The sequence below is a fragment of the Polyangium jinanense genome (assembly GCF_028435265.1).
Classification (GTDB): Bacteria; Myxococcota_A; Polyangia; order Polyangiales; family Polyangiaceae; genus Polyangium; species Polyangium jinanense.
Map to the genome: position 1 here is coordinate 19,744 of NZ_JAGTJK010000015.1, position 25,561 is coordinate 45,304.

16 protein-coding genes are annotated in these 25,561 nt (G+C 69.7%); 13 read left to right on the forward strand and 3 right to left on the reverse strand.

Features of this window, described 5'->3' with window-relative positions:
* Positions 1–332 precede the first annotated feature (332 nt).
* From KEG38_RS25435 to KEG38_RS25445, 3 genes are read left to right on the forward strand one after another with little or no spacing between them, the layout of a single operon-like run.
* Entirely contained in the window at positions 333–1,466 is a 1,134-nt protein-coding gene (locus tag KEG38_RS25435; protein ID WP_272422488.1) for an ATP-binding protein, read from the forward strand.
* Positions 1,463–3,946, forward strand: a complete 2,484-nt coding sequence (locus KEG38_RS25440; RefSeq protein ID WP_272422489.1) for a DUF5682 family protein — start codon at positions 1,463–1,465, stop codon at positions 3,944–3,946. The genes KEG38_RS25435 and KEG38_RS25440 overlap by 4 nt, the downstream gene beginning before the upstream one ends.
* Positions 3,947–3,996: 50 nt before the next feature.
* Positions 3,997–4,476 (forward strand): peroxiredoxin, encoded by a 480-nt coding sequence (locus KEG38_RS25445; RefSeq protein ID WP_272422490.1) that lies wholly within the window; start codon positions 3,997–3,999, stop codon positions 4,474–4,476.
* 721 nt (positions 4,477–5,197) lie between these two features.
* Here KEG38_RS25445 and KEG38_RS25450 read toward each other — a convergent pair.
* Complete coding sequence (locus tag KEG38_RS25450; RefSeq protein WP_272422491.1) at positions 5,198–6,187, reverse strand: metallophosphoesterase; 990 nt, start codon at positions 6,185–6,187, stop codon at positions 5,198–5,200.
* Between the two features lie 149 nt (positions 6,188–6,336).
* Here KEG38_RS25450 and KEG38_RS25455 point away from each other — a divergent pair, with 149 nt between their 5' ends.
* The 10 genes from KEG38_RS25455 to KEG38_RS25505 all read left to right on the forward strand — a co-directional run bounded on the left by KEG38_RS25455 (position 6,337) and on the right by KEG38_RS25505 (position 22,745).
* A complete protein-coding gene (locus KEG38_RS25455) occupies positions 6,337–8,391 on the forward strand; it encodes a glycosyltransferase family protein (protein ID WP_272422492.1) in 2,055 nt (684 codons plus the stop codon).
* The gene (locus tag KEG38_RS25460) at positions 8,388–9,545 is read left to right on the forward strand and encodes a VWA domain-containing protein (RefSeq protein ID WP_272422493.1); all 1,158 of its coding nucleotides are present in this window, start codon (positions 8,388–8,390) and stop codon (positions 9,543–9,545) included. The genes KEG38_RS25455 and KEG38_RS25460 overlap by 4 nt, the downstream gene beginning before the upstream one ends.
* Positions 9,542–10,954, forward strand: a complete 1,413-nt coding sequence (locus KEG38_RS25465; protein ID WP_272422494.1) for a YehQ C-terminal OB-fold domain-containing protein — start codon at positions 9,542–9,544, stop codon at positions 10,952–10,954. The genes KEG38_RS25460 and KEG38_RS25465 overlap by 4 nt, the downstream gene beginning before the upstream one ends.
* Positions 10,951–11,283 (forward strand): hypothetical protein, encoded by a 333-nt coding sequence (locus KEG38_RS25470; protein ID WP_272422495.1) that lies wholly within the window; start codon positions 10,951–10,953, stop codon positions 11,281–11,283. Before KEG38_RS25465 ends, KEG38_RS25470 begins: the two co-directional genes overlap by 4 nt.
* On the forward strand, positions 11,280–14,303 hold the full coding sequence (locus KEG38_RS25475) for a DUF4132 domain-containing protein (RefSeq protein ID WP_272422496.1): 3,024 nt from the start codon (positions 11,280–11,282) through the stop codon (positions 14,301–14,303). The genes KEG38_RS25470 and KEG38_RS25475 overlap by 4 nt, the downstream gene beginning before the upstream one ends.
* Positions 14,304–15,193: 890 nt before the next feature.
* Positions 15,194–15,499 (forward strand): alpha/beta family hydrolase, encoded by a 306-nt coding sequence (locus tag KEG38_RS25485; protein ID WP_272422664.1) that lies wholly within the window; start codon positions 15,194–15,196, stop codon positions 15,497–15,499.
* 416 nt (positions 15,500–15,915) lie between these two features.
* The gene (locus KEG38_RS25490) at positions 15,916–18,222 is read left to right on the forward strand and encodes a type VI secretion system Vgr family protein (RefSeq protein WP_272422497.1); all 2,307 of its coding nucleotides are present in this window, start codon (positions 15,916–15,918) and stop codon (positions 18,220–18,222) included.
* A 74-nt stretch (positions 18,223–18,296) separates the two neighbouring features.
* Positions 18,297–19,769: a TIGR04463 family radical SAM/SPASM RiPP maturase gene (locus KEG38_RS25495; protein ID WP_272422498.1), complete on the forward strand. Its 1,473-nt coding sequence runs from the start codon at positions 18,297–18,299 to the stop codon at positions 19,767–19,769.
* Positions 19,770–19,808: 39 nt separating this feature from the next.
* Entirely contained in the window at positions 19,809–20,795 is a 987-nt protein-coding gene (locus tag KEG38_RS25500; protein WP_272422499.1) for a Cys-every-fifth RiPP peptide CefA, read from the forward strand.
* 6 nt (positions 20,796–20,801) lie between these two features.
* Complete coding sequence (locus tag KEG38_RS25505; protein ID WP_272422500.1) at positions 20,802–22,745, forward strand: RiPP maturation radical SAM C-methyltransferase; 1,944 nt, start codon at positions 20,802–20,804, stop codon at positions 22,743–22,745.
* 1 nt (position 22,746) lies between these two features.
* Here the strand turns inward: KEG38_RS25505 and KEG38_RS25510 are convergent, their stop codons facing one another.
* Positions 22,747–23,640 carry a hypothetical protein gene (locus KEG38_RS25510; protein WP_272422501.1) on the reverse strand — a complete coding sequence of 298 codons (894 nt, stop codon included), beginning with the start codon at positions 23,638–23,640 and terminating at the stop codon, positions 22,747–22,749.
* Positions 23,637–25,541: a DUF2169 family type VI secretion system accessory protein gene (locus KEG38_RS25515; protein WP_272422502.1), complete on the reverse strand. Its 1,905-nt coding sequence runs from the start codon at positions 25,539–25,541 to the stop codon at positions 23,637–23,639. The genes KEG38_RS25510 and KEG38_RS25515 overlap by 4 nt, the downstream gene beginning before the upstream one ends.
* Positions 25,542–25,561 lie beyond the last annotated feature (20 nt).

Consider the following 25,561-nt stretch of genomic DNA (forward strand, 5'->3'; position numbering starts at 1 on the left):
GCCCGCAGGCGCACGGCAGGCCGGCCCGGGCAGTTCGTTAGGAAGGTGCCCCGCCGAAGGCGCGAGGGCCGAAGGTCGGCCGCCACGCAGTAGGCTTGCCCGGGCAGTTCGTCGGGACACGTCGGGGACGATGGTAGCGAATCGGCTCCAGAAGAGCGAGCCTCCGGCGAACTTCCAGCCGGGATCCGGCGCGGAGGCGGCGAGGGCCACGCGAGCACCGGGTTTCACCACGTCACGACGAGGACACACAGACGGGCCGGATTGACGCGGAGAATGCGCGCAGGTAGCGCTTGCCAAGGCCGCACCGCGCCGGGCGGCGAGAAGCGATCCGCGTGCCCGAATCCGTCCTCCGTCCCGCCGCAGAGGTGCTCTTTCGCGAGGAGCTCGACGCCCTCGCCGCCGCCGACACGCACCCGAAGCCGCGCGGCTTCCGGCTGTCGCCGCGGATGATCCGCACGTTCATCCTGGGCTCGGGCGAGGCGAAGCTGCCCCGGGAAGGCGGCGAAGGCGAGATCGCCGTGACCCAAAAATTCTTCGGCGACGACGCGCTCGTCGAGCGCGCGATCGTGACCCTGGCCTCGCCCCGCGCGCTCCTGCTCGTCGGTGAGCCGGGGACCGCGAAGTCGATGCTGTCGGAGCTGCTCGCCGCGGCCGCGACCGGGACGAGTCTGCTCACGGTGCAAGGCAGCGCGGCCACGACCGAGGATCAGATCAAGTACACCTGGAACTACGCGCTGCTCCTGGCGAAGGGCCCGGTGCGGGAGGCGCTCGTGCCGTCGCCGCTGTTCGCCGCGATGCGCGAGGGCCGGATCGCGCGCTTCGAGGAGCTGACGCGTTGCCCCGTGGAGGTGCAGGACAGCCTCGTGGGCATCCTGTCCGACAAGGTGCTCCGGGTGCCGGAGCTCGAAGGCGAGGACGGGATCCTGTTCGCGCGGGAGGGTTTCAACTTGATCGCCACGGCGAACGCACGGGATCGCGGGGTGAACGAGATGAGCGCGGCGCTCCGGCGGAGGTTCAACTTCGAGTCGGTGCGGCCGATCCGGGATCCGTTCGTGGAGATGGCGCTCGTCGAGCGCGAGGTGCAAAAGCAGCTCGCGGCAGCGGGGGCGAGCGTGCCCGTGCCGCGGGACGCGGTGGAGCTCGTGGTGACGACGTTCCAGGAGCTGCGCTCGGGCCGGAGCCGCGAGGGCGTGCACCTCGACCGGCCCGAGGCGCCGCTCTCGACGGCCGAGGCGATCGCGACGCTGCACGCGGCCGCGCTGCACGCGCATTACTACGGCACGGGCAGGCTCGGCGCCGAGGAGGTGGCCTCGCACCTCGCAGGCGCGGCGACCCTCGACGCGGCCGAGGACACGGCGAAGCTCGAACGGTACGTGGAGACGGTGGTGCGGGATCGGGCGGCGCGGCATGGCGGCCCGTGGGGCGCGCTGCTCGAGGCGTGGCGCAAGATCGGCCGCGAGCGATGAAGCTCGGAGACCTCGGAGCGCCGGAGGAAACGCGCGCCGAGGTCGCGAAGCGGCTCGGGCTGTCGAGCGCGCTCGCCTTCTTCCCTGTGCGGCACCAGAGCCCGACGTGCGCGGCGAAACTCGAAGCGTTCCTGCCGGCCTTCGCGCCGGACGTGATCCTCGTCGAGCTGCCCGCGCGGTTCGAGGAGCACCTCGAAGCGCTGCTCGATCCGGAGAGCCACGCGCCGTTCGCGATCTGCGCGATCACCGAAGACAAACGCCCGCGCTTCGTCGGGCGGCGGGACGGAAGCCACGCCGCGGAGGCGCCCCGATCCCGGGCGTATTACCCGTTCTGCGACTACTCGCCCGAGCTCGTGGCGCTGCGGTACGCGAAGGCGAGCGGCGCCGAGGTGCGCTTCATCGACCGGTTTTCGCCGCTGCCCGAGGACACGTCGGATCTCGGCGAGGACGACCTCCCCTCGGCGGAACGCGCGCTCGGCGAGCGGCTCGGGCAGGACGCGGGCGGGCTGCTCGGGCGGAGCCGGTTCACGGCGGCGCTCTGCGCGCGGGCGGGCGCGCGGGATTTCGACGAGCTGTGGGAGGCGCTGTTCGAGCAAGGAGGCTGGGACGAGAGCCCCGAGGGCTGGGCGCTCGCGGTGGGCGTGTACGCGCTCGCGACGCGGTGGACGTTTGGTCAGGAGGAGCTCGAAGCGGACGGGACGCTCTCACGCGAGCGGTTCATGGCGGCGAAGATCGCGGAGGCCGCGGCGCAGAAGGGCAAACGCGCGCTCGTCGTGGCCGGGGCGCTGCACGTGATCGCGCTCGGCGGCGCGCGGGAGACGCTGCCCGCGCTCGAGCGCGCGCCGAAGGACGACGCGGAAGCGGAGGTGCGGCTCGTGCCGTACACGTTCCCGCGGCTCGACGCGCTGCTCGGGTACGCGCCGGGGATGAGCGGGCCGGCGTTCTACCAGCACGTGTGGGAGGCGCGCGCGAAGGCGGATCCGTTCGCGCAGGCGGCGGAGCGGGTGCTGCTCGAGACGATCCGGCGGGCGCGGGTCGAAGGCGACACGCTCGGGCCGGCGGACGCGATCGCGGCGCTCGCGTTCGCGCGGGAGCTCGCGTCGCTGCGGGGGCGGCCGAAGATCGGGCGGGCCGAGGTGATCGAGGCGGCGACGAGCTGCTTCGTGAAAGGCGAGCTGCGCGTCTCGGGGCGGCGGGTCGTCGCGGCGCTCGGCGAGGCGCTTCGAGGCAGCCGGATGGGCAAACTCGGGCCGACGGCGGGCCCGAGCCCGATCCTGCGGGATTTTCGGGCGACGGCCGAGGCGCTCGGGCTTTTGCCTTCCGGAGGGCCGCCGCGCGGGATCGAGCTCTCACTCGCGGCGTCGAAGAAGGCGCGGCGGTGCTCGTGGTTCTTGCATCGCACGACGTGGCTCGGGCTCGGGTTCGCGACGCAGGTCGGGGCGGGCGACGCGGAGGGGTTTGGGGCGAAGGGCGCCCCCCAAGCGTCTACCGAGTTCGAGGCGGCGACGGAGCGCTGGACCGTGGCGTACGCGCCGGAGGTGGACGCGCGGCTCCTGGAGCTCGCGGCGGAGGGGGCGAGCGTCGAGGAGGCGGCGGCGCGGCTGCTCGTGCGCGCGGCGCGGGAAGGTGAAGGCCGCGCGGGGGCGATCGCGGTGTGCGTCGGGCGAGGCGTGCGGATGGGGCTCGACGGCGTGTGCCTGCGGCTCGCGCCGGCGCTCGAGGCGGCGATCCGCGCGGACGACGATCCACGATCGCTCCTCGAAGCGGCGCGAAAGTTACGGCGGGTGCGGGCGCTCCGCGCGCGGCTTGGCCTTCCGAAGGCGGCGTGGCTCGACGCGCTCGGCCGCGCGGCGTACGAGGAGGGAACGCACAGGCTCCCGCGGCTCGCGCAGACCTCGGGGGCGCGGGCCGCGGACGTTCCGGCGCTGCTCGCGGATCTCGGCGGAGCGGCGCTCGCGGCTGACGGAATGGGCCCCGTGCGGGAGCTCTTGCTGGCGAAGGCGCGGGCGGCGCGGGAGATCGCGCGGGCTGCCTCGCCGCTCGTGCTGGGTGCGCTCGACGGCCTGCTCGTGAGCCTCGGCGAGGGACGGGGCTCGGAGCTCGGCGCGCATTTCGAGGCGGCGCGGGGGCGTCCCGAGGCGAAGGGAGCGTACCTCGAAGGCCTGCTCGCGCTCTCGCCGCGCGCGTTGCTCGACGAGCCGTCGCTGCTCGAAGCGCTCGTCGCGCACGTCACCTCGGGCAGCTTCGAGGGCTTCCTCGCCTCGCTCCCGTCCTTGCGCCGCGCCCTCGCGCGGCTTGGTCCTCGCGAGCTGGAAGAGATTTCTTCACGCGCCGCGGAACGGCTCGGCCTCGGCGCCTCCGAGGCGCTGCTCGTCTCGCCCTTGCCTCCGGAGGAGGTCGCGCGTCTCTCTGCGTGGGAGCTTCGATGGCTCGAAGCCGAGGCTGCGTGGGCGGGCCCGTCTTCGGACGCGGATGGCTGACGTTCTGCGCCTCTCGACGCGCCGCGTTCGCTTTGCTACCCCTGTTTCCGATGAGCTCGCTCAAGGTCGGGGATCGTGCGCCGGAGATCGACGCGCAGACGAGCGCGGGCGACCGGTTCGTCCTCTCCAAGCAAGAGGGGCTTTGCACCGTCGTGTACTTCTACCCGAAGGCGTTCACGCCGGTGTGCACGGGCGAGACACGCCTGTTCCGGGACAACTACAACGAGCTCTTGCTGGCCGGCGCGAGCCTCGTCGGCGTGAGCACGGACGACAGCGGCACGCAGTGCAAGTTCGCCGGCGATCTCCACCTGCCGTTCCCGCTCATCGCGGACGCGGACAAGCGGATCGCGCGGGCCTACGACGTCCTCTGGCCGGTCGTGGGCGTGGCGCAGCGGTACACGTTCGTGGTGAGCCCCGAGATGCGCATCGAGGCGATCTTCCACCACGAGCTCAGCGCGGAGAAGCACCGCGACGACGTCCTGCGCTTCGTGCACGCGAAGTTCGAGGCGCAGCGGCCACGAGTTAGCTAGCGACCTCACATCGACTGCGCCGAAGAGAGGTCCGGACGCGCCGACCTTCTCTTGGTGGGGCACCAAAGCCACCTCCGGACGCGCCGACCTTCTCTTGGTGGGGCACCAAAGCCACCTCCGGACGCGCCGACCTTCTCTTGGTGGGGCACCAAAGCCACCTCCGGACGCGCCGACCTTCTCTTGGTGGGGCACCAAAGCCACCTCCGGACGCGCCGACCTTCTCTTGGTGGGGCACCAAAGCCACCTCCGGACGCGCCGACCTTCTCTTGGTGGGGCACCAAAGCCACCTCCGGACGCGCCGACCTTCTCTTGGTGGGGCACCAAAGCCACCTCCGGACGCGCCGACCTTCTCTTGGTGGGGCACCAAAGCCACCTCCGGACGCGCCGACCTTCTCTTGGTGGGGCACCAAAGCCACCTCCGGACGCGCCGACCTTCTCTTGGTGGGGCACCAAAGCCACCTCCGGACGCGCCGACCTTCTCTTGGAGGGGCGCCAAAGCCATCTCCGGGCGCGCCGACCTTCTCTTGGCGCAGCACCAAAGCCACCTCCGGGCGCGCCGACCTTCTCTTGGCGGGGCACCAAGGGCATCTCCGGGCGTCCGGAGCTCTTTGTCCCGAGGGGGACGCCTCGCGTCCCCCTCTCGTCCGGGCAAAGCCCGGTCGATTCACCCCCCGAGGGAAGATCGCTTCGCGATCTTCCGAGCATCGAACCGGTCGATGCTCTAGCTCTTCTTGCGCTCGCGCTTCTCGCGCTTGGCGACCACGGCGGCGGCGCGCTTGGCCATCATCTCGGGCGTGGGCGGGCGGCCGGGCAGCGGGTCCTGCTCGTCGTGGTGCTCTTCGATCGCGCCGGGCTCGTAGCCGAGCTCGAAGATCGCGACCTCGCGCTGGCCTCGTTCGCCGAGGCGGATCGGCATGACGGACGCGCCGATGCCCGCGCCGACGTAGACCGCGCCGGGGTGCGCGCCGCCGCTCCTGCGGCTGCCGTAGAGCCCGTGCACGTAGCGATGTCCCGCGAGCTTGCCGATCGCGAGCTCGTGCAGGCGGGCGAGCGTGACCTGGCCGGCGTGGGTGTGGCCGGACAAAACGAGCGGGACGTCGTACGCCCAGAGCCCGTCGGCCTCCTCGGCGATGTGGGACATGGCGATCGTCGGCAGATCGCGGCGCAGGCCCTTCAAGGCCTCGTCCCTGCGGGCGTGGCCGGTGTACGCGTCGTCCAGGCCGACGACCTGAAGCATCTGGTGGCGCAGGCCGATGATGGTGTGGCGATTGTCGAGGACCTCGACGCCGCCGCGGCGCAGGGCCTGGCGGACCTCGTCCGCACCCGACCAGTAATCGTGGTTGCCGAGCACCGCCATCACGGGCGCCTCGAAGCGCTGCACGAGGGCCTCCAGGCGGTCGAGGTACTGCTGGCTGTGACACACGAAATCGCCCGTGAGCAGGACGAGATCGGGCTTCTCTGCGTTGGTCAGCTCGACCGCCGCGAGCTGCACGGCCCACGGGGTCACGCGGCCGACGTGGAGATCGGTCAGGTGCGCGATACGCAGGTGGGAGAGGTGCTCGGTGTAATGCGCGGGGCCGGCGAAACGCCGGACCTGGATGCGCGTCTTCGCGCGGGCGATGGCCGCGGGCGAAGTGACGGTCTCGTCGCCGGGGAGGCGACCGCGGTACTGCTCGAGGAGCAAGCCTTCAGGAGGAGGGGTGCTCGGCACGAGGGATCAGTATAAGGCGCGGGGGCACACAAGCTATGGCTTTTGCCCGGGATTCGCCGCTCGCTCGCGCGAGGATCCCGAGGGCTCCAGGCCTTTCGTGCTGTCCACTTTACCCGGGTGAACCCGTCGTCTAGCGTCCGAGCCCGCGGATGGCAGAGCGAGGATTGCGCGGTGCCCTCCGGAGGGCGAGGGCGATCGCCGAGAGCCCCTGGATCCGCGTGCTCCTCGCCGTGACATCACTCCTCACGGCCTCGCTCTTGCTTTGGCCTGAAACGAAGGCGCTGAGGTTGGTGACGTGGGAGGATCTCGTCCACCCGCTCGCCCCGGGAGCGGTCGTCGCGCGTGGGTATCACCTGTCTCCGCCGCGGCGGGGCGAGGAGCAGGACGTGGTCTTCACGGCGCGGCGCGAGGCCGGGCCGGACGGGCCTGGGGGACGGATCGAATTGCACGTCGTGGATCGGGGGCGATGGCCCGGCGTGCGCGAAACGAAGAGTTTTGGTGTCGCCTACGAGACGCCGCGATCGCAGGCACCCATCGAGGATCTGGAAGCGGTGACGCAGGCGCTCCGGGATGCGATCGACCGGAACGACACGGGGCTCGGTCCCGTCCCGTTGATCCCGCTCGCGGCCGAGCCGGAGCCGCCGCTCGTGGCGCGCGTGCTCGCGCGGCTCGTCGGGGTGCGTGCGCTCGTGGTGCCGGCGCTGCTCGCGGTCGCGATGGGGCTTTTGGGCTCGCTTCCGAGAGGCGACGCGATCGTCGCGGCCGCGCTTTTCGGGCTCGGGCTCGTGCTGCGGATCTTGCACCTCGATCTGCCGTTCGTGCACGACCAGGACGTGCAGCGACTCTTCACGGGGGCGCTGCCGATGGGCGAGATCCTGACGGGCAAAGGGCTCGAGGATCGGCACCCGCCGCTATGGTTCGTCGTGCTGCACGCGGCGGGGACGTTCGGCGGCTCGGAGGCCGTGATGCGTGCGCCCGCGGCGATCGCGGGTGCGCTCCTTTCGCCGGCGATCGTGTGGGGCGCGCGGCTCGTGCGAGGGCGCGCAGGTGCGCTCGGGGCGATCGCGGCGCTCGTGGTGGCCGTGAGCCCGGAGCTCGTGGCGCGCTCCCGCGAGGTGAGCGAGATCCCGCTGTTCGGGCTCCTCGTGGTGGTGACGTGCGCGCTGGCCGCGCGGCTCGCGAAGGCCCCTTCGCGCGCGGCGCGGCTCGGGCTCGCCGTGTCGACGGCGCTGCTCGCGTGGACGTACTACCTCGCGCCGCTCGTGATCGCGGGCGTGCTTCTCGGGTTCGTCGCGGCGCGCAAACCGCTCTGGCGCGTGGCGCATCCGATCGGCGTCGGGGCGGCGCTGGGCGCGCCCGCGTTCATCCTTTTGGGGATGACGATCGTGCGGGATCACGGGGCGCGCGAGGTCGCGGCGCGGTTCCCAGAGCTCGCTTGGGGGGACAGCGCGCCGGGCGGGATGCTCGGGTATGTCATCGAGGAAGTTGTCAAGTGCGTCGGTCCCGGGGTGATCTACCTCGGCATCGGGACGACGCTGTTCGGGTTCCTGGTTCCGCGATGTGCAGGGGCGCTCGTGCCTGCCGGCGCTCTGCTGGTCGCGATGATCGGCGTGTCGTATGCGTCGGGCTTTGCGCGCGTGCAGCCCTATTACATCGCCGCGGTGGCGCCGGTGCTCGCGCTCGCGGTCGCGCTGGCGCCCGAGGAGCGCGTACCGGCGTGGCTCTGGTCGATCCTCGGCGTCGTCGCGGTGTCGACGTTCTTCATCCTGCCCCGGCCTCGGCCGCACCGCGCCTACTTGCCCGACGTGGACGCGTGCATGCCGCGCTTCGCCGCGATCGCCGCGGGCCGCTCGGAAAAACGTATCGTCACGGTGGCGCATTACGACGCGACGCTGCTCGCGTATTACCTCCAGCGCTCCGCGAACGCGCCTGCCGAATGGCCACGGACCGAGGTCTCGGGCGAGTTCGTCCTGGGAGACGCGGGACGCCGTATCCTGCCGCTCGTGCAGGTGCACCGGATGGACGAGACGTCGGACGAAGCGGCCCGGGACACTCTGCTCGCGGCGTTCGCCGAAGGACCGACGCTCGTGATCGAGCGGGACGCGTTCGTCCTCGCGCCGGTGCACGACGTGCTCGCGCGGTGCGAGGTGCTGATCGAAGCGCCCACGGCGCGGCTCGTCGCGTGCGGCGGAGAGGCGCGATGACGGCGGGCGCGGACGACAAGAAGCGCGAGGCAGCGCGGCGGCTGCGTCTCCTCTTCGGGCGCTTCGCGGACAGCTCGCTCGGCAGCCCTCTCGAAGGGGACGAGGTGCTCCTGCGGATCGACGAGGATCTCTCGTTCCTCTACGACCGCGCGTTCCGGCGCGGCCCGTCGCACGAAGGCGCGCGCGGAGCCGGGCTCGGGCCGAGCGTGCTCCGGCCTTCGACGTGGCTCGCAAGCGTGGAAGAGCTCTTCCCACCCGAGGCGCGTGTGGTGATGGAGGAGGATGCGGCGGCGCGGCACGGGCTCGCGGCGCTGCTCGAAGATCCGGCGGCGCTCGCCTCGGTGACGCCTTCGCCCGCGATCCTCGCGCTCCTCGTGCGGCTGCGCGGGCAGATCCCCGAAGCCTCGCTCCCCGCGGCCAGGCGGCTCATCGAGGAGGCCGTGCGCGACCTATCGCGCGCGCTCGCCAAGGAGCTCGCTCCTTCGCTCACGGGTTCGTCCGGACCACGCGGCCGGACGAACCTGCGCGTGCTCGCGAACCTCGACGCGCGGCGCACCGTACGGGAAAACCTCCGGCACTACGACCGCGCGCGCGGCGTGCTCGGCGTCGAACGGCTCGTGTTCCGGCGACGGCTCACGAGGCAGACACGCCACAGGCTCATCGTCCTGCTCGATCAGAGCGGCTCGATGGTGGACAGCGTCGTGCAGGCAGCGATCCTCGCGGCGATCTTCGCGTCGGTCCCGTCGATCGATCTGCGCCTCGTCGCGTTCGACACGCACGTGGTGGACATGACGGAGATCGCCGGGGATCCGGTGGAAGTCTTGTTCTCGCTGCAGCTCGGCGGCGGGACGTTGCTCTCGCGGGCCGTGGGGTATGCCGCGAGCTTGGTCTCGGAGCCACGGCGCACGCTCGTCGTGCTGATCTCGGATTTCCGCGAGGGAGGCGCGCTCGGCGCGCTCGTCACGCGGGTGAAGGATCTGCTCGACGCCGGGGTGACGGTGCTCGGGCTCGTGGCCCTCGGCGACAAGGGCGCGGGCGGCTTCGATCGCCGCGTCACCGGGGCGCTCGCGGCGCTCGGCATGCCGATCGCCGCCATGACACCGCGGGAGCTCGCGGCCTGGGTCGGGCGTCACGTGCGCGGGGGCGAGACGTGACGAGCCGCCGGGAAGCGCCGGCCGGAATGCGTCGCGCCGCGGCGCGGACCGAGCTCGTGGCCGTACCGATGGGCGAAGGCACAGCGCGTGTCGGAGGAGCGACGGTCACGTGGCGCGACGGCCGCGTCGGATGTGATTGCCCGATGGGGGATGCGCCGACGTGTTTGCATCGGCTGGTCGCGCGCGGCGACGAACGGGCGCGGGATCTCGGCGGACGCGCGGGCCCCACGGAGCCGCCGCCGGCCATGGTATTCCCCGAGCCCTCGAAGGCGGAGCCGCTCTCCGCGGAAGACGTCGCGCGGTTCGCGCCGCTCCTCTCCGAGGTCGACACGCTCGTGGCGGAGCTCGTGACGCTCGGCCTGCGGCGGGCGGCGCGTGTCTCGGGGGATCGGGTGCGCGAGCTTTCTGCGCGTGCGGCAGCGATGCGTCCGCGAGCGCGCGGACCACGCGACGCGGGCCTCGGCAGGCTCGCGCGGTCCCTCGATCGGCTCGCGGCACTCTTGCCGGGGCTCGACGGCCCCGACGCGGGCGCGGCCGAGGCGGACGCGCTCCGGGAGCTCGCCGTCACGCGCAACCTCGGGCGCGCGCTCCGCGCGAACATGGGCGCGCTGCCGCTCGAGGACATCGCGGGCGCGTCGCAACGCGCGTACGTCGAGGTCCCGCCGATCGAGGTGCAGGGGCTCGGGCTCGAAGCGTGGGTCGCGGCGGGAGGCGTCGCGGGCGTGACGGCGTACGTGGCCGTGCTCGGCGAGGATCGTGTCCTCACGCGGACGCTGCTCACGAAGGGAAAACCCGCGCGGCCCGCGGATCCACGGACGTGGGCGGAGGGGCTCGCGGCCGGGCCCGCGTTCGCGCGGAGCGGCCTCACGATGCGAGATTTCGCGCGGGGTCGGTTCACGCTCTCGGGCGCGCGGATCGCGCTCTCGCACGGGCGCCTCTCGGGCAGCCGCGCGACGAGCGTGGCCCTGCGGCCGGCGCTCCCCTGGGGCGACGCCCGCCTCGCGCTCCACGTCCTCGCGGGCCCCGAGGACGCGGCGCGGCTCGGCCGGAGCCTCGACTTCGACGCGCTCGGCCGCCCCCCTCGCTCGTCGCCGATCGTGCTCCTGCCGGTGCAGGGGTTGTCCCCGAGCGACTTCGATCACGCGACGCAGCAGCTCTCGATACGCATGCGCATCGGCGCAGGCGTGGAGCTCCGGACCTCGCTCTCGTTCCGGGAGGAGCGCGCGCTCCTGTTCGACAACCTCGAAGTGCTGAGCCGCGCCGCGAGGCCGCCGCGGTTTCTCTGCGTCCGCCTCGCCCGCGAAGGAGGCTCGCTCGTGATCGAGCCGATCACGGCGATGCTCGCGGACGGCTCCACGATCGATCTCACGCTCGACGTCGTGGATCCCGCGCTCGAGGTGACGCGATGATCCCCGAGCGCCTCGCGAGGCAAGCACGCGCGGCGATCGAGGAGCTCGCCGCGGCCGGCGCGCTCGAACGCACGGAGCACCGCGCGATCTCGTTCCGACGGCTCTCGGCGGACGCGCGATCGATCGGCCTGTTCGACCTCGCGACGCGCCTCGAAGCCGTGGCCGCGGCGCTCGAAGCACAAGCGGGGCGCGGGCCGCGGCCGAGCGTGGCGCTCGCCGAGGCGCTGCTCGCGTCCTACGACCGCATCGAGGCGCTCTCCGCCCGGCTCGCGCGCGGTGCGCTGCTCTCCTCGTTCGGGGCCGAAGATGACGACCCGGAGGCGCCGTGAACGCTCCTGCGCCCGCCCCCGATCACGAGGCCGTTTTCCTCGTGCGCCTCCGCTCCCTCGTCTCGGCCGTGCGTGTCCTCGAGGTCCGCGCGGACGCCTGGCCCGCGCGCCGCGTCGTCGAGGAGCACGAAGGATACTTCGCCGAAGGCGCCCTTTTCCTGCGGTTCGAACCACGAAAGGAAGTCCCCTTCCCGCTTCGCCTGCATGGCGAGCGCCCCGAGGACCTTGCCCATCACGAACGCGTGCGCCGCGCGAGCCGCGTGTTCCTGCGCGCAACCGCGCTCGCGGAGGCGCGCCCTCGCCGCGCGGAGCAGGCCTTCCAATCGCTCGAAGCTCTCTTCGAGGAGATAGGCCCCGACGCGGCGGCCTCGATGTGGCTCGAAGCCGCGCGCACCTTCCTCGCGCTCGGCGACGAAGAGCACGCGACGCGCTTGCTCCGCCGACTCGCCCGGCTCGCGCGACGGGCGCCCGTCTCCGCGGCGCTCCTCGTCGCAGTGGTGTCCTCGCCCTGCCACGGAAAGACCCTGCCCGGAGAGCTCGTGGACGTCGCGGCCGAGCATGCAGGGCCCGACGCGGGGTTGTCGCTGCGCCTCGGCGTGTTGCGACGTCTCCTCGAAGCCGGTAGCGACGTGCCTCCGGGGACGATGGCGGCCCTGACGAACGCGGCGCAGGCCTCGGCGGATCGCGCCGCGGCCGCGTCCCGCATCGACGCAGCCCTCCTCGGTTGTTTCGACCTTCCAGGTACGTGGGCGCCTGCGGGGGAAGCCTCGCTCGTGCGCGCGCGGCTCCAGGCGCTCTGGGCGCTCTCGCACGCATCGGGCGATCATGGCTCTTCCGTGCGCGGCTGCCTCGCTTCTGCGCTCCGTGCCACCCTCGACGGCCTCGACACGGCGCGCCTCGCCGCCGTGCTCGACACGCTCCTTCCTGCGAGCCCGAGCGATGACACCTCGCTTCTGCTCGACGTCACGGTTCGCCTGCTCGGCACGCTCGCGCGTGAGGCGAACCCACTTGCCGAGGACACCTGCATCCGGGTCCTCCTGCGCCTCGCCGAGATCGCTTCGACAAACTTCTTGGAGCAGGTGGACGATATCTGCCGTGCCCTCGCGGACGCCTTCGACAAACCCACCTCGCGCCCACTGCTCGCCGCGCTCCTCGCCGATCTCGACGCCTCGGCACGCCGCGTGCTCTCCGAGGAGCTCGATCGAGCCGCAGACTCCCGCCTCGGTCCGGCCGAGACAACCCCACCGCCACGCTCCGGAACACGCACGAACCGCGTCCGTTCCCTCGCGCGATGGCTGCCCGCACCCCTCGTCACCGCGACGCTCGCCGCGCTTGCCGCCTCGTCCGCGGATGCCGCATCCGCAGCCGTCGCCGCCTCCCCCGCGCTCGCCTTCATTTGGGCCTTCCGCCTCATCGGCCTCGCGCAAGACGAACGCACCTCCCTCGATCTCGCCGAAGACGCGCTCTCCCTCGCCGAGGTCCTCGCGCAGCACATCGACCCTCACCTCGTCACGGCAAGCACCATCGCCGCCGCCGATCCGACCCTCCACCTCGCGCACCCCGATCCCGCCGCGCTCCTCCGCGGCGTCGCGCTCTCGCGCGCTTCCCTCGCCGATCGCGGCGTCCTTCGCCCCGAGCGCTGGCCCGCGCCCGCCCTCCCTGGCCTCTCCGATCCACGCGACGCACGGTTCGTCCTCCTCGCGTGGGCGCTCTCCTCGCTCGACGCACACGAGGCCGGAACACACCACCTCGCCTTCGCGCGCATCGCCGACGCGACGCCCCTCGTGCGCGCCGGCGCCGGCCGCCTCTTGCCCTCGCCCCTCGCCTTGCGTGGTGTTTCTCCCTCGCTCACGCGCCTCGCCGCGACGAACCTCCTCCGCATCCCCACCGCGGACGAACCCTCCCTCCGCGACGTCGTCCTCCTCTGCTCCCCGCGCGACCTCGCCGAAGCCTTCGCCCGCGACGTCGGCGTCTCCCCACGCCTCCTCGCCGAAGCGCCGCCGCTCGTCCCGACGAACCTCGATCCATCTCCGCCCCTCGTCCCACGGGATCTCCCCCTCCCCGACGCCGATCCCGCGCGCCTCCTCGCCGCCCTCTTCCCGCGACGAACCTCGCTCGATCCCGCGCCCATCCCCACGCGTGATCCCGCCCTGCCGCTCTCACCCGTCATCGCCGGCCACGTCGTCTCGCTCGGACCTCGCGGCGAGCTCATCGTCACCGCCGAGGGCGCCTCCTCCCCGCTCCGCCGCGTCCCTTCGGCCGTACGCAAAGACGAACGTTACCGCGCGCTCGTCCGCGGCCGTCGCGCCGAACGCGCGCGCAGGCACGAGGCCGCCCGGCTCCTCGAAGACCGCATGATCCGCGCCGCGCCCGTCACGGCCGACGAGATCGCGTGGCTCCTCGACGATCCCCTCCACGCCTCGCTCCTCCGGCACCTCGTCCTCGCGACGCGCCCCCGAGATCCCGGACCTCCCCGCGATCTCGCGCTCCTCTGGACCTGGGACCACGCGCGTGGCCTCGGCGTCGTCCCGCTCGACTACGACGCCCGCTGGATCGGCTGGACCGACGTGGAGCTCGTGCACCCGGCCCGGTTGCCCGACGTCGGCGCGTGGCGCGCGCTCACGAACGACCTCGGCGTCAAGCAGGACCTCCCCCAGCTCTTCCGAGATCTCCGCGGCGTCCCCGACGATGAGCTCGACCGCACCGAAAGCCACGCCCTCGCGCGTCGCCTCGTTGACGCCGCGGCCCTCCGGCGCGCGCTCGTAGACGAGGGATTTTCCACAGGATCCGGGCTCGCCACGCGAAACTTCGTCCACCAACCATCGAGCTCGACCGTCACGGCCTGGTTCGATCCGGGCCGTCCGCCCTGGCCGCGCGACGCCGCGTTCTCCGGCCCGTTCGGGTTTTGCGATCCGAAGGGCGATCCTCTGCCTTTTACCGCGATCCCCAGGCCGCTCGTTTGTGAAGCGCGCGCCAGCATCGACCGCGCCCTTGCGCGCGCCGCGCCACGCGCGAGGTAGGTTCGGTCTTGCCGGGCTTTCTCCCCGCCTCGGAAGCGGGAGCGGGAGCGGGAGCGGGAGCGGGAGCGCACGTGCGGGCCAAAGTCAAGCGCGCGTGCAAGCGGGACAGGGACGTAGGGGATCCCGCTCGGGGACGGCGAGCTTACCGTCGTGCTCGGTCTCTGCAAGACCAGGCCGTGCTCGCCATCCTCGCCACGCTTCGCGTGGCTGCGGGGTGGCTCCGCGCGGTGCTTCGCAGTCTTGCAGAGACCTGCGCGCGACGGTGCGGGACCAGGGTCCCGGCGAACGGGTCGTCGGGAAGGAGGTTTCGTCGTGTTGCGAATTTACGAGGTCGTCTTGGCCATGGCCCGGGACGCGGCTGGTATTGCAGAGCAGATCGAACGGAGGGACTCGGACCTGGCTCGGCAACTACGCAGGGCCATGCATAGCGTGGCATTGAATCTCGCCGAAGCGGTGGGAAGCTTTCGCCTAAAGAACGCTAATGCTATGAGACGGCTCAGGTTCTCGTCTGCGTGGACATGAGGCACAGCCGCATCGTTGACCTTTCGCCAAACGCCCTCCCTCCAGTTTGCGCGTCGCGTGGCCAAGGGACCCGGCCCCAGCGAGGGTGGTAGCCACCTCGTCTGTCGCCAGAAACACTATGGATGACGCCGAGCGCGCGCATGCGATGGAGATATACCCAGATCACGGGCGGCGACCTTCGCCTGAGGTCCACAGTCGGGAGCTATTCGAAGGCGGGCGCGTGGGTTGATCTTCCCCCGCTCCCGTGGACAAACCTACTATGCCGCAAACGCGGCCACTTGTGCTCTCAATTCGAACTCGACCGGGCTCAAGTACCCGAGGTACGAGTGCCGCCGGGCGTGGTTGTAGAACCGCTCGAGGTAGCACCGATGGACGCCATCGCGGCATCCCGGGTCGGGAAGCGCGTCGCGTCGACCAGCTCGGCCTTGAGGGTCGCGAACCTCGTCGCCGTCCGGGCCCCCATGCTGTTCCTCCAGGGCACGCGCGACCCCCTCTGCGACCTCGCCCTGCTCCGCCTCGTGCTGGCGCGGCTCGGCGACCGGGCGAGCCTGCACGTCGTCGAGGGCGGCGACCACTCGTTCGAGGTGCCGAAGGCGCTGCAGAGGACACCGGAGAGCGTCCACGCCGAGTTCGTGAACGCGATCGACGGCTGGCTGCGGGCGAAGTGGCGTTGAGCGGCGTCTAGAGACTTGCCTACGGCGACAAAGCCAACGCAAGAATTCCGAGCCGTGGAAGCCGGGGAAGAGCACTCCGCGACCTCACCGCCCCGTGAATTACGTCGTAAACGTCACCTACAGGATCCCCCGTAAGCGAAATCGAGGGTTTCTCCTGGCCCGAACCAGGTGGCCACCCCAATGAAACGGAGACCTGCGTGTGCTAGTGGACGATTGGTGTCCATTCGACACGCACGGCCGCGAGGACCGCTGCGTTCGGTGGCCACGAGGAGAGGCGCGTCGCGTTTTCTTTGGCGATTCACACGGAGTGGATTCGCGCTTGGATGGCCGGGATCGTAGAGAGTCCTCGGTAGACTTGGGGCGCGCCGTCGCCTGGTAGCGGGCTCGCGGCGGTGCTGCTCCACGAAAGGCAACCCATGGTACCGATCGCTCACGCATCGCAGACCAACCATCTCCGGATCACCACCGGCTCGAGCGAGCTCTGCGACGTTCGCCAGTATTCGGTCACCGAGCAGATCTCGTCGCTGTTCGTCGTCGACCTGGTCGTCGTCAGCGAAAATCTCGCGATCGAATTCGACGCCGTCGTCGGCAAGCCGGCACGCTTCACCATCGTCGGTGACCGCTACGAACGCTCGTGGTCAGGGTTGTGCAACCGCTTCCAGCTCGCGACGGTCGAGGAGAAGGGACTGTCCACGTACGAGCTCACGATCGTCCCCGACCTCTGGCTCGCCACCCAGCGGCGCAATCACAGGAGGTTCCAACACGTATCGGAGCCGGACATCGTCCTCCGTATCCTGGACGAGTGGGGCATCCAGCCGGAGATGAAGCTCTCGGCAACGTACAAGAAGCGGGAGTACCGCGTCCAATACGGCGAGTCCGACTATGCCTTCATGTGCCGTATGCTCGAGGACGCTGGGATCTCGTTCTACTTCGTCCAGGCGGGCACCGAGACCAGGCTCGTCCTTTCCGATGCGCCGCACAGGAGTGAGCAACGCGGGAGCGCGATCGCCTTCAAGGACGACATCTCGATGGTCACGGGGGAGTATGCGACGCAAGTGCACGTCGGCCAGCAGGTGCGCCCGGGGCGCTACACGTTGCGGGACAACGACTACCGCCTGCGCGCCGATTATCAACTCGTCTTGAGCGCAGAAGAGGCGGACCTGGAGATCGAAAGGAAGCTCGAGCGGTACCATTACGTGCCGGGGGCGTTCCTTTTCGGAACGGACACGGGCGAGGGCACGCCGTTCGCGGACGCCAAGGGGAAGAGCAGGACCGATGAGGCGGAGGGCGCGATCCTCTTGCAAAAGCGGCTCGACGCGAAGCGCGAGGACGCGAGGATCTGCACCTTCGAGACGAACGCGCTCGACCTCGCGCCGGGCACGGTCTTGACCATGCTGGATCACCCGCGGCCGGAGCTCGGCCCGGACAGGCGCCTGCTCGTCGTGAAGGCGACCCACGCCGGCACGCCGTTCGACGCCTTCTCCCAGCGGTGCGAGGCACGGAGCGCGGATATCCCCTACCGGCCACCTCTTGCCACGCCGAAGCCGAAGGCGATCGGCATCGAGAGCGCAACCGTGGTGGGTCCGCCCGGCGAGGAAATCCATACGGACGAATTCGGCCGGGTGCGGGTGCACTTCCATTGGGACCGCGAGAGCAAGATGGACGAGGACAGCTCTTGCTGGATCCACGTGAGCCAGCCGCTCGCCGGACCGGGGTTTGGCGTTATCAACTTGCCGCGCGTGGGGCAGGAGGTGCTGGTGGATTTCCTGGGCGGAGATCCCGACCGGCCCGTCATCGTCGGCCGGGTTTACACGAATGTACAGAAGGTGCCCTACACGTTGCCCGAGAACAAGACCCAGAGCGGGTGGAAGAGCCAGTCGACGCCGGGCGGAGGCGGATCCAATGAGCTCCGCTTCGAGGACGCGAAAGGCAGGGAGCTCGTCTTCTTGCAGGCCGAGAGGGATCAGAAGAGCGTCGTGAAGAACGACGAGGCAATCACGGTCGGCAACGACCGAACGAAGCGCGTGCAGAACGACGAGACGGTCTCGATTGGCAACAACCGCACGAAGCTCGTGACGAAAAACGAGGCGCTCACGATCGGAAACGACCGCACGAAGCTCGTACAAAACGACGAGATGGTCTCGATCGGCAACAACCGCACGAAACTCGTGCAAAACGACGAAGAGGTCACGATCGGCAACGACCGCACGAAGCTCGTACAAAACGACGAGGAGGTCACGATCGGCAATGACCAGACGAAGCTCGTCGGGAACAACGAGCGCGAAGTCACCGGGGTGAACCGGAGCATCGTCGTCGGCGTGAACCGCTCTGCGCAGATCGGCGCCGTCGACGCAGTCACCGTGGGGGAAATGCACACGGTGTCCGTCGCGTCCTCGTCCAGCACGATGACGGACCAAAAGATCGTGTTCGACACAGGGGCCGGGGCGACGATCACCATGGAGGGCGCGCACGTCCGGATCGACGCCGCGGAGTCGGTCACGATCAGCAAGAAGAAAATCGTGCTCGACACGGGGGCTGGAGCAACGATTACCTTGGACGGATCCAGCGTTGAAATCAACGCCCTCAACATCAGCATCATCGGCGGCAATGCTGTCAACGTCGCTGGCGTCACACAGACCAATGTCGGGGGAATCTCCGGGCTTACCCTTGGCGCCCCGTCCGGCGACATCATCATCAGGGGAGTCATGGTCAAGCTCAACTGAGCGAGGTCGAGATCGCTCCGAAGAACTCCGCAACGATGGGCCTGGCGCTACGGCGCTGGGCGGGGACCACCGCCATGTTCAAACCGTCGCGATACAACATCTTCGTCCACCTCCGGAATGGTCGGTGCCTCGCGTACAACTCCTTGAGCGGTGGCCTCGGGCTCTGGGAAGCCGACGAGTGGGCGCTCTACCAGCGGATCGAGGCCGGGGAGGCTCCTGATCCACTGGATTCATCGGTGGGCGAAATGGTGCAGGCCGGATACCTGGTGAGCACCGCCATGGATGAGCTTCGGACCATGGAACAGGCCTACCGCGCCCACCGCTTCGACCCCGGTTCGATGATCCTCACCATCGCTCCGACCATGGCCTGCAATTTCGGGTGCGATTATTGTTTTCAGGGGCAGGACAAACCGGCGGGCAGCATGACCCCGGAGGTGCAGGACGCCATCCTCGCTCATGTCGAGCAGCAGGCGGCGGGAGCTCGCTCCCTCCACGTCGCCTGGTACGGCGGGGAGCCGCTCGTCCGGCGCGAGATCATCGAGCGACTCTCGGATCGTCTGATCGAATGCGCGGCTCGACGCCACATCGCCTACAGCGCGATGATGGTGACCAATGGCTATCTGCTCACGGCCGACGTGGCTCGGTCTCTTTGGGCGCGGCGTGTGAAGACCATCCAGGTCACGCTGGACGGCGCCCCCGAGGACCACGACCAGCGCCGCGCGCTTCTCTCGGGCAAGCCTACGTTCGATCGCATTGCCGAGAACCTCCTCGCGGCGGTGGAGGCCACCCCGATCACCTTCTCGATCCGCGTGAACATCGATCGCCGGAATGCCGATCGGGTCGTCGATCTCCTCGATCTCCTCTGGCGCCGTGGCCTCGGGGGCCGCCGGAACTTCCAGGTGTACTTCGCGCCGGTCGAGGCTATTACCACGGGTTGCCATGGTGTCACCGACGCTTGCCTGAGCAAGCGCGAATACGGAGATCTGGAGGCGCGGCTCGCCCGGCACGCATTCGACAGAGGGCTCTCCTCGCTGCCATACCCGCCCCGTTTCCGGGGCACCTGCGCGGCCGTGCGTCCGCAGGGGTTCGTCATCCTCCCGACGGGAGAAATCCATAAATGCTGGGACACCGTGAACACGCCCGGGCGGGCGGTGGGTACCATCTTCGACATGGCCGCCATCCAAAGAAGCGCCGAGGCGCTACGTTTCACGGACTGGAGTCCGCTCGATAACGAGAGCTGCCGCTCGTGCCGGATCCTGCCGAGCTGCGCGGGCGCGTGCGCCTACAAGTTCCTCTACGCCGAGGACACGCGGGGCGAGCAGGCCGTTCTGCCCTGCCCGAGCTGGAAATACAACATCAAGGAGCGACTGGTTCTGCGAGCAGAAAAATCAGGGGCCATCGGTCCGCACGATTACGACCGCAAGGCCATTCGCACGGATCCAGCCGAGCTCTGCACGGAAGCACATGCCCCGGACGCGGCGCTGCATGAAACAACACGGACCTCCCGCGCCACACGCCGCGTGTCCCTCCCCGTCGTGCCTTTTTGATGGCCCACGTTTCCGTCACCCCCACGAGGAGAACAGCCCGTGCCCAATCTGGTCGTGGTGAACAACGCAAGCCTCGTGTGCAATACCGGAGCGCTGCCCGGCAGGCTTCAGGTCGGATCGAACACGGTTCAGATCGGCGGGGTGGACGCGGCGCAGATCGATCACACCGTCCCCATTGCCAACATCCCCTCGTTCGGGATGTGCATGCTCTTCGGGATGCCCTGCATTCCCATGACGGGGGGCACCTGGTCGATCATGGTCCCCGGGGTGGGGCTCACCCAGGCGTCGAACATCCTGACGGAGGGCGCGATTCTGCCGTGTAAACTGGGCGGGCTCATTTCGATCCTCGACCCCGGTCAAAATACGGTCGTGGTCAACAACGTCCCTGCGCTCGCTGTCGAGACCAGCCCGAACGGCGAAGCCCCGATCGAGGAACAGCCTGCCGACGAGGATGGAGGGCTCTGCGGCGCCGCCGTCTGCTCGGGTGAAGAAGCCGCGCTGGATGCGTGCGGCGCCGCCGTCTGCGGTGGCGCAACGTGCGGCGGCGCTGCCTGCGCCGCGGATGCGTGTGGAGGGGATGCCTGCGGCGGGGATGCATGCGGCGCCGCCGCGTGCACCGGCGCGGTCGGCGGTGGCGGGGCGTGCGGCGCGGCGTTTTGCGCTGGAGACATCTGCGGCGTCGCATTCGGCGGGGCTGGGGGCGGCGCCGGCGGGGTTTGCGGCGCGGACGCGTGCGGCGCTGCGGTCTGCGCGGGGGCTGCGTGCGGCGCCGCCGCCTGCGCGGCGGACGCCTGCGCAGCAGACGCATGCGGCGCCGATGCCGGAGGCGCCGATGCGTGCGGGGGGCAGGCCTGCGGCGGGGATGCCTGCGGAGGGCAGGCCTGCGGCGGCGATGCCCATGGCGTGAACGCCTGCGCCGCGCAGGCCTGCGGCGCGAATGCCTGTGGGCTGGACCTCACGCCGGCGGACGCTTGCGTCATGGATGCGTGCGGCCTCGACATCATCCCTGTCATACCGTTGATTTGAGGTCCCATGATTCACTTGGTCCACATGCCATTCGGCTCGATCCTACGGCCTCCGCTCGCGCTGGGTTTGATCAAGGCGCAGCTTCGGCAGGCGGGGCTCGACGCCCGGGTCTTCAACCTAAATCTGGCGTTTGCCCATCAGATCGGACCCGGACGTTATGAAATGCTGGCCAGATGGAAAGGGGTGGAGCCCCAGGTCGGCGAATGGCTGTTCGCGGAATCCGTGTGGGGGCGGTTCGGTCCATCCGAGGACGTGTTTCTCGCCCAGTGCGGCGACGAGCTCGAGTCCTTGGCGGTCAAACAGCCACGAGCGTGGCTTCGGAAGATACGAGCCAAGGCGGTCCCGGTCTTCCTCGACGCCTGCGTCCAGTGGCTCCGGGAAGCCGCAGAGACGCGCGTCGTTGCCTTCGGATGCACGTTCTTCCAGACCCTGCCGGCGCTGGCCCTCGGGCGCCGCCTGAAGCAGGCGGCGCCGCACGTGAAGCTGGTCTATGGCGGCGCGTGCTTCCACGGCGAGCAGGGTGATGAGCTCATCCATAAAGCGCCCTGGATCGACGCCGTCTCGACGGGGGAGGCCGACGACATCATCGTGCCGCTGTTCCGCGCCCTCTCGAAGGGCCGTCCACCAGAGGGACTTCAGGGAATCCTCTGGCGCGACGACCAGGGGAAGATCCGATCGGGGCCGCCGGCCCGCCCGGTCGGCACGGAGGTCCTGAATACCCTGCCCGCGCCCGATTTCGACGACTTCTTCGAGGAGGCCTCGAAGGTGGGCCTCGCGCGCTCCCCAGGCTGGAAGGAGCGTGTCTTTCTGCCGTTCGAGAGCGCTCGCGGCTGCTGGTGGGGCGCCAAGAGCCATTGCACGTTCTGTGGGCTGAACGCCGAGGGGATGGTGTCTCGCCCCTTCGATCCCGGCCACGTGCGGTCGGCGCTCCAGACCCTTTCTGCGCGTTATCCGATACGGCGCATGCACGCCACCGACAACATCCTCACCATGGATGCATTCAAGGACCTCTTGCCCTGGCTCGCCGGGAGGCCGCTGGGCCCCGACGCGCGCTTCTATTATTGCGTGAAGTCCAACTTGAACCGGGCTCACGTGACGGCCCTGAAGAGCGCGGGGATCGCCTACATTCAACCCGGCATCGAGAGTCTGTCCACGGGGATCCTCCGCGCCATGCGCAAGGGGGTCACGGGTCTTCAGAATGTCTTCCTCCTCAAGATGTGCCGGGAGATGGGTATCGTGCCGTTCTGGAACCTGCTGATCCGGGTGCCGGGCGAGCGGCCCGAAGACTATGCGCAGATGGCTGAATGGATGCCCAAGCTCGTGCACCTCTGGCCGCCGCTCGGCGGAGCGCCGGCGGTGGAATGCCACCGGTATAGCCCCTATTTCCATGACACAGGGCGATGGACGGCTCAAATCCGTCCCATGGCCTGGTACCGCTTCCTGTACCCCCCGGAGCACGTGAATCTTTCCCGGGTAGCCTATTACTTCGAGGCTGATTGGAAGGAAGTCCTCCCGGAGGAGGCTCACAGGCCGGTCATCGAGGCGACCCTGGAATGGCTGCGCGCCTGGACCGAGTCCTCCGAACTGCCCGCCCTCACGAGCATGCCGGGAGCGTCAGGGGGGCTTTTCCTCGTCGATACCCGTTGCGGGCAGGCCGAGTCCCAGGTCTTGAGCTCCCTGGAGGCAAAGGTCTACCAGGCCATTGCCGAGCCGGCCTCGCCATCGAAGGTCCTCGCCCAGCTTCGATCTACGCCGGGAATGGACCTGTCCGAGGCCAGCCTGCGCGAGCTTCTCGCGCGCTTCGTACGAACGGGCGTTGCGCTCGAAGAGGATGGCTCTTTCCTCGCGCTCGCGCTTGCCCCGAACGCCGCGGCGATCCCGCTCGCCGTCCGGCAGCGCCTCGTCCGCCCAGCCGTGACGACGCGCTCCGGCGGCCGGAAAGCATCATGATTCAGACGTCGATCCCTCGTCGCCGCCACGCCTCCCTGATCCTGGGATACTCCGCCTCGTAAATGTCGAGCTGGCGCTGCACGCCAGCGAGGATCCGAGCACTCTCGGCGGAATGGTCCTGTCGAAATAGGGCGGCTATCTGTTGTTCGATCTCTGCGAGGCGATCGCACATTTGGGCGAGCTGGATCAGGTTCGTCCGTTCGCGAGGTTTGCCCTCGAAGAAGACCTGAAACTCGGTGGATATCAACGCCGCCTCGTGCTCCAGGCTGCGGAGGCGTTCGCCTAGCGGAGCCGCCGCCTGGACGCGCTCGATCTCCCGCGCCTCGTTCTGCAGCGTGCGGAGCTGAGCCCGTCCCCGCTCTCGGCAGAGAGCCACGCGAGCATCCGAGAGCGCATCGAGCTCCGGATCCTCCAATGTCGAGAGGATATCGGCCAAGCTCGCGGCAGAGCGCCGGAGCAGCCCGGCCCGGCCCGTGAGCCGCGGGCGCCCCGCGAAATGGATGCGGTAAAGGAGGAGCTGATCGTTCAACCGCGTGACCTGGGAAGCGAGCCGCGCTGCCGTGGGCTGCGCGTGGATTGCCTTGCGGATCTGCGCAAGCTCCACGGCGAACAGGGCGAGGTGGCCGCCAATGGCCGCGGCCATGCCTTCGATCCCCGCGCCACTCGCTCGCGTGGCCATGATTTCGACCTGCAAGCTGCGAAGGCGCTCCGCCATCTCCTGGAGCAGTGCCGTATCGCGAGTCACGCGGGGTTTGCCCGCGAACTTGCGCGCATAGGCGGCCAGGAGGTGGCGGGCCTCTCCCACGGGAAAACGCAGCGCCTCGGGCACGGCCCCCGGCGCCGGCATCGCGACCGGAGCCGAGAGATTGAGCGTCGGCGGCACCAGCATTCTCATGAGGCGTCAGTTCCTTCCCTCTGCAACCCTTTGAGCGCGTCTCGCACGTGTTTCCGGAGCGCCCTGTCTTGCGCCAACCTCTCGACCCAGACGCGCTCGATTCGCATGGCAGCGCCCTGCGGCAGCGAAAGCGCCGAAAGCGCCTCGGCGATCGCCCCCTGTTCCGATGCGAGCGTCAGGCGCGCATACTCGCTCGCCTGGATGGGCCCGCGCTCCTTCTCGATCTGATCGACGTACGCCGCGTCAAACCTCCTGAGCAGCCCGGGCTTTCCCTTGCTCGTCTCGGTCCGGATCGCGTCCATCCAGCGTCGCTCGAGCGCTGCCCACTCCATGGGCCCGAGGCCGTTCTCGCGGAGGATCTCCGTCGTCTCGGCGCGGTGGCATGCTATCGCTGCCGCGATTGCCGCGCACTTCTCAAGCGGGAGATCCTTGGATTCCGTGGATGACTGCGGCGGCTCAGGTAAAACCGCCGTACGCGCGACCATTTCGGACCCAGCGAGCGGCCCGATCATGGGTGGAGGCGCCGGCGCAGCGGCGGTCTGTCCTTGCTCAATCGGCGGCTCGACCGGCGTCGGTGCAGGCGGAGGGGGTGACGAGACGTGCTCGATGATCGGCGGAGACGGCGCGGCGGCTCGGAAAGGCATTACGCTACGCGTAGCCGCTGCCTCATTCTCTTCCGGGACCAGAGCAAGCGTTCCTGTGGAAGGCGCCTGCTCGCGGGGCACGGAGTTTTGCCCCAGAGCTGCACCGGTACCCGACGTCGGGGCTCCCGAGGGGACGGGTGGCGGAACAAATGGAAGGAGTGGCAGGTGCTTCGCCGCAGCGGCTGCGTCGGAGGAGAGCGCAAGCGTGGTCGTGGGCTGTGTCGCTCCCACGCAGCCAGCCCGATTCCGGCTCGGCGTGGGTTCGATTCGCGAGATACTTTCTTCGCCGGTCATCTGGACGGCTGCCACGATCCGCAACGCCGAAAGTGCCGCCTCGCTGGCAATGGGGAAGCTGCGCCGGCACACCACGGTGCAGCGCTGTTCGTCCCCGTCGATCCGCACCGTGTCCAGGTGGAGATCGAGCGGTTGGCCGTCGGGTACGCCGAATGCGGAAAGGCCGAAGACCCGCGCCGCGCCGCGCAAACCCGGGAGGCGCGTCCGGAAGCGAGGCAGCGCCGGGTGCAGACCTTCGAGTACGAGCCACTCGTCCCCGCGCAGCCAATCGATTCGCTGATCGAGCGGCGCAGCCTGGAAGTACGACCAGTTGAAGCCCTCGGGGATCTCGGCGATGGGTCCATCGAGCACGTGGCGGGGCACCGAGCCGAGCAGTCGTTTGCGGATGGGCCAGGCGCGCCCGATCGGCCCGAAGCCGGCGGGACGGTGCGGTTCGGTGGGATCGAGGATATATGGCTCCTGTTCGTCCGTGGGCGGCTCCAGGCCAAATGGGTTCTCTTGGCCGTCCATACCGCGAGTCGACCGTTCGTAGACCATGGGCATGCGCTGCAAGCCACGAGGGGCGCGGATCAGCAGCCTCTTGTCGAGTAGGAGCCGATCGTCATCGAAAATCGCGACCCGCACAGGCAAGGCTTGTACGGGGTTGCCCTCGGGCGCATACGCGTGTCCGGTGAAGAGCACATCGGCACGCGCCAGGTAGGGGGCGAGATCACTCGTGAACCGGACGCTGCGCGCCGGGTTGTTGCCGTGGTGAACGTCCGAACGCAGTATCTCCTGCGGCTCCGTTCGAGACATCGGCGCGTCCGGCGCGAAGGTGAACGTGGCTTTGGCAATGACGGTGACGTGGAGCTGGCCTTCGAAGCGCCAGGCGACGGCGGTCGACGCCGTCGTCGATTCGTGTTGTGGCTCCGGGACGGCCGGAAGATGAGCGCTGCGGAGCATGAGCGGCGGTTTCCCATCCATAAGCGTTCCAATATCCTGTC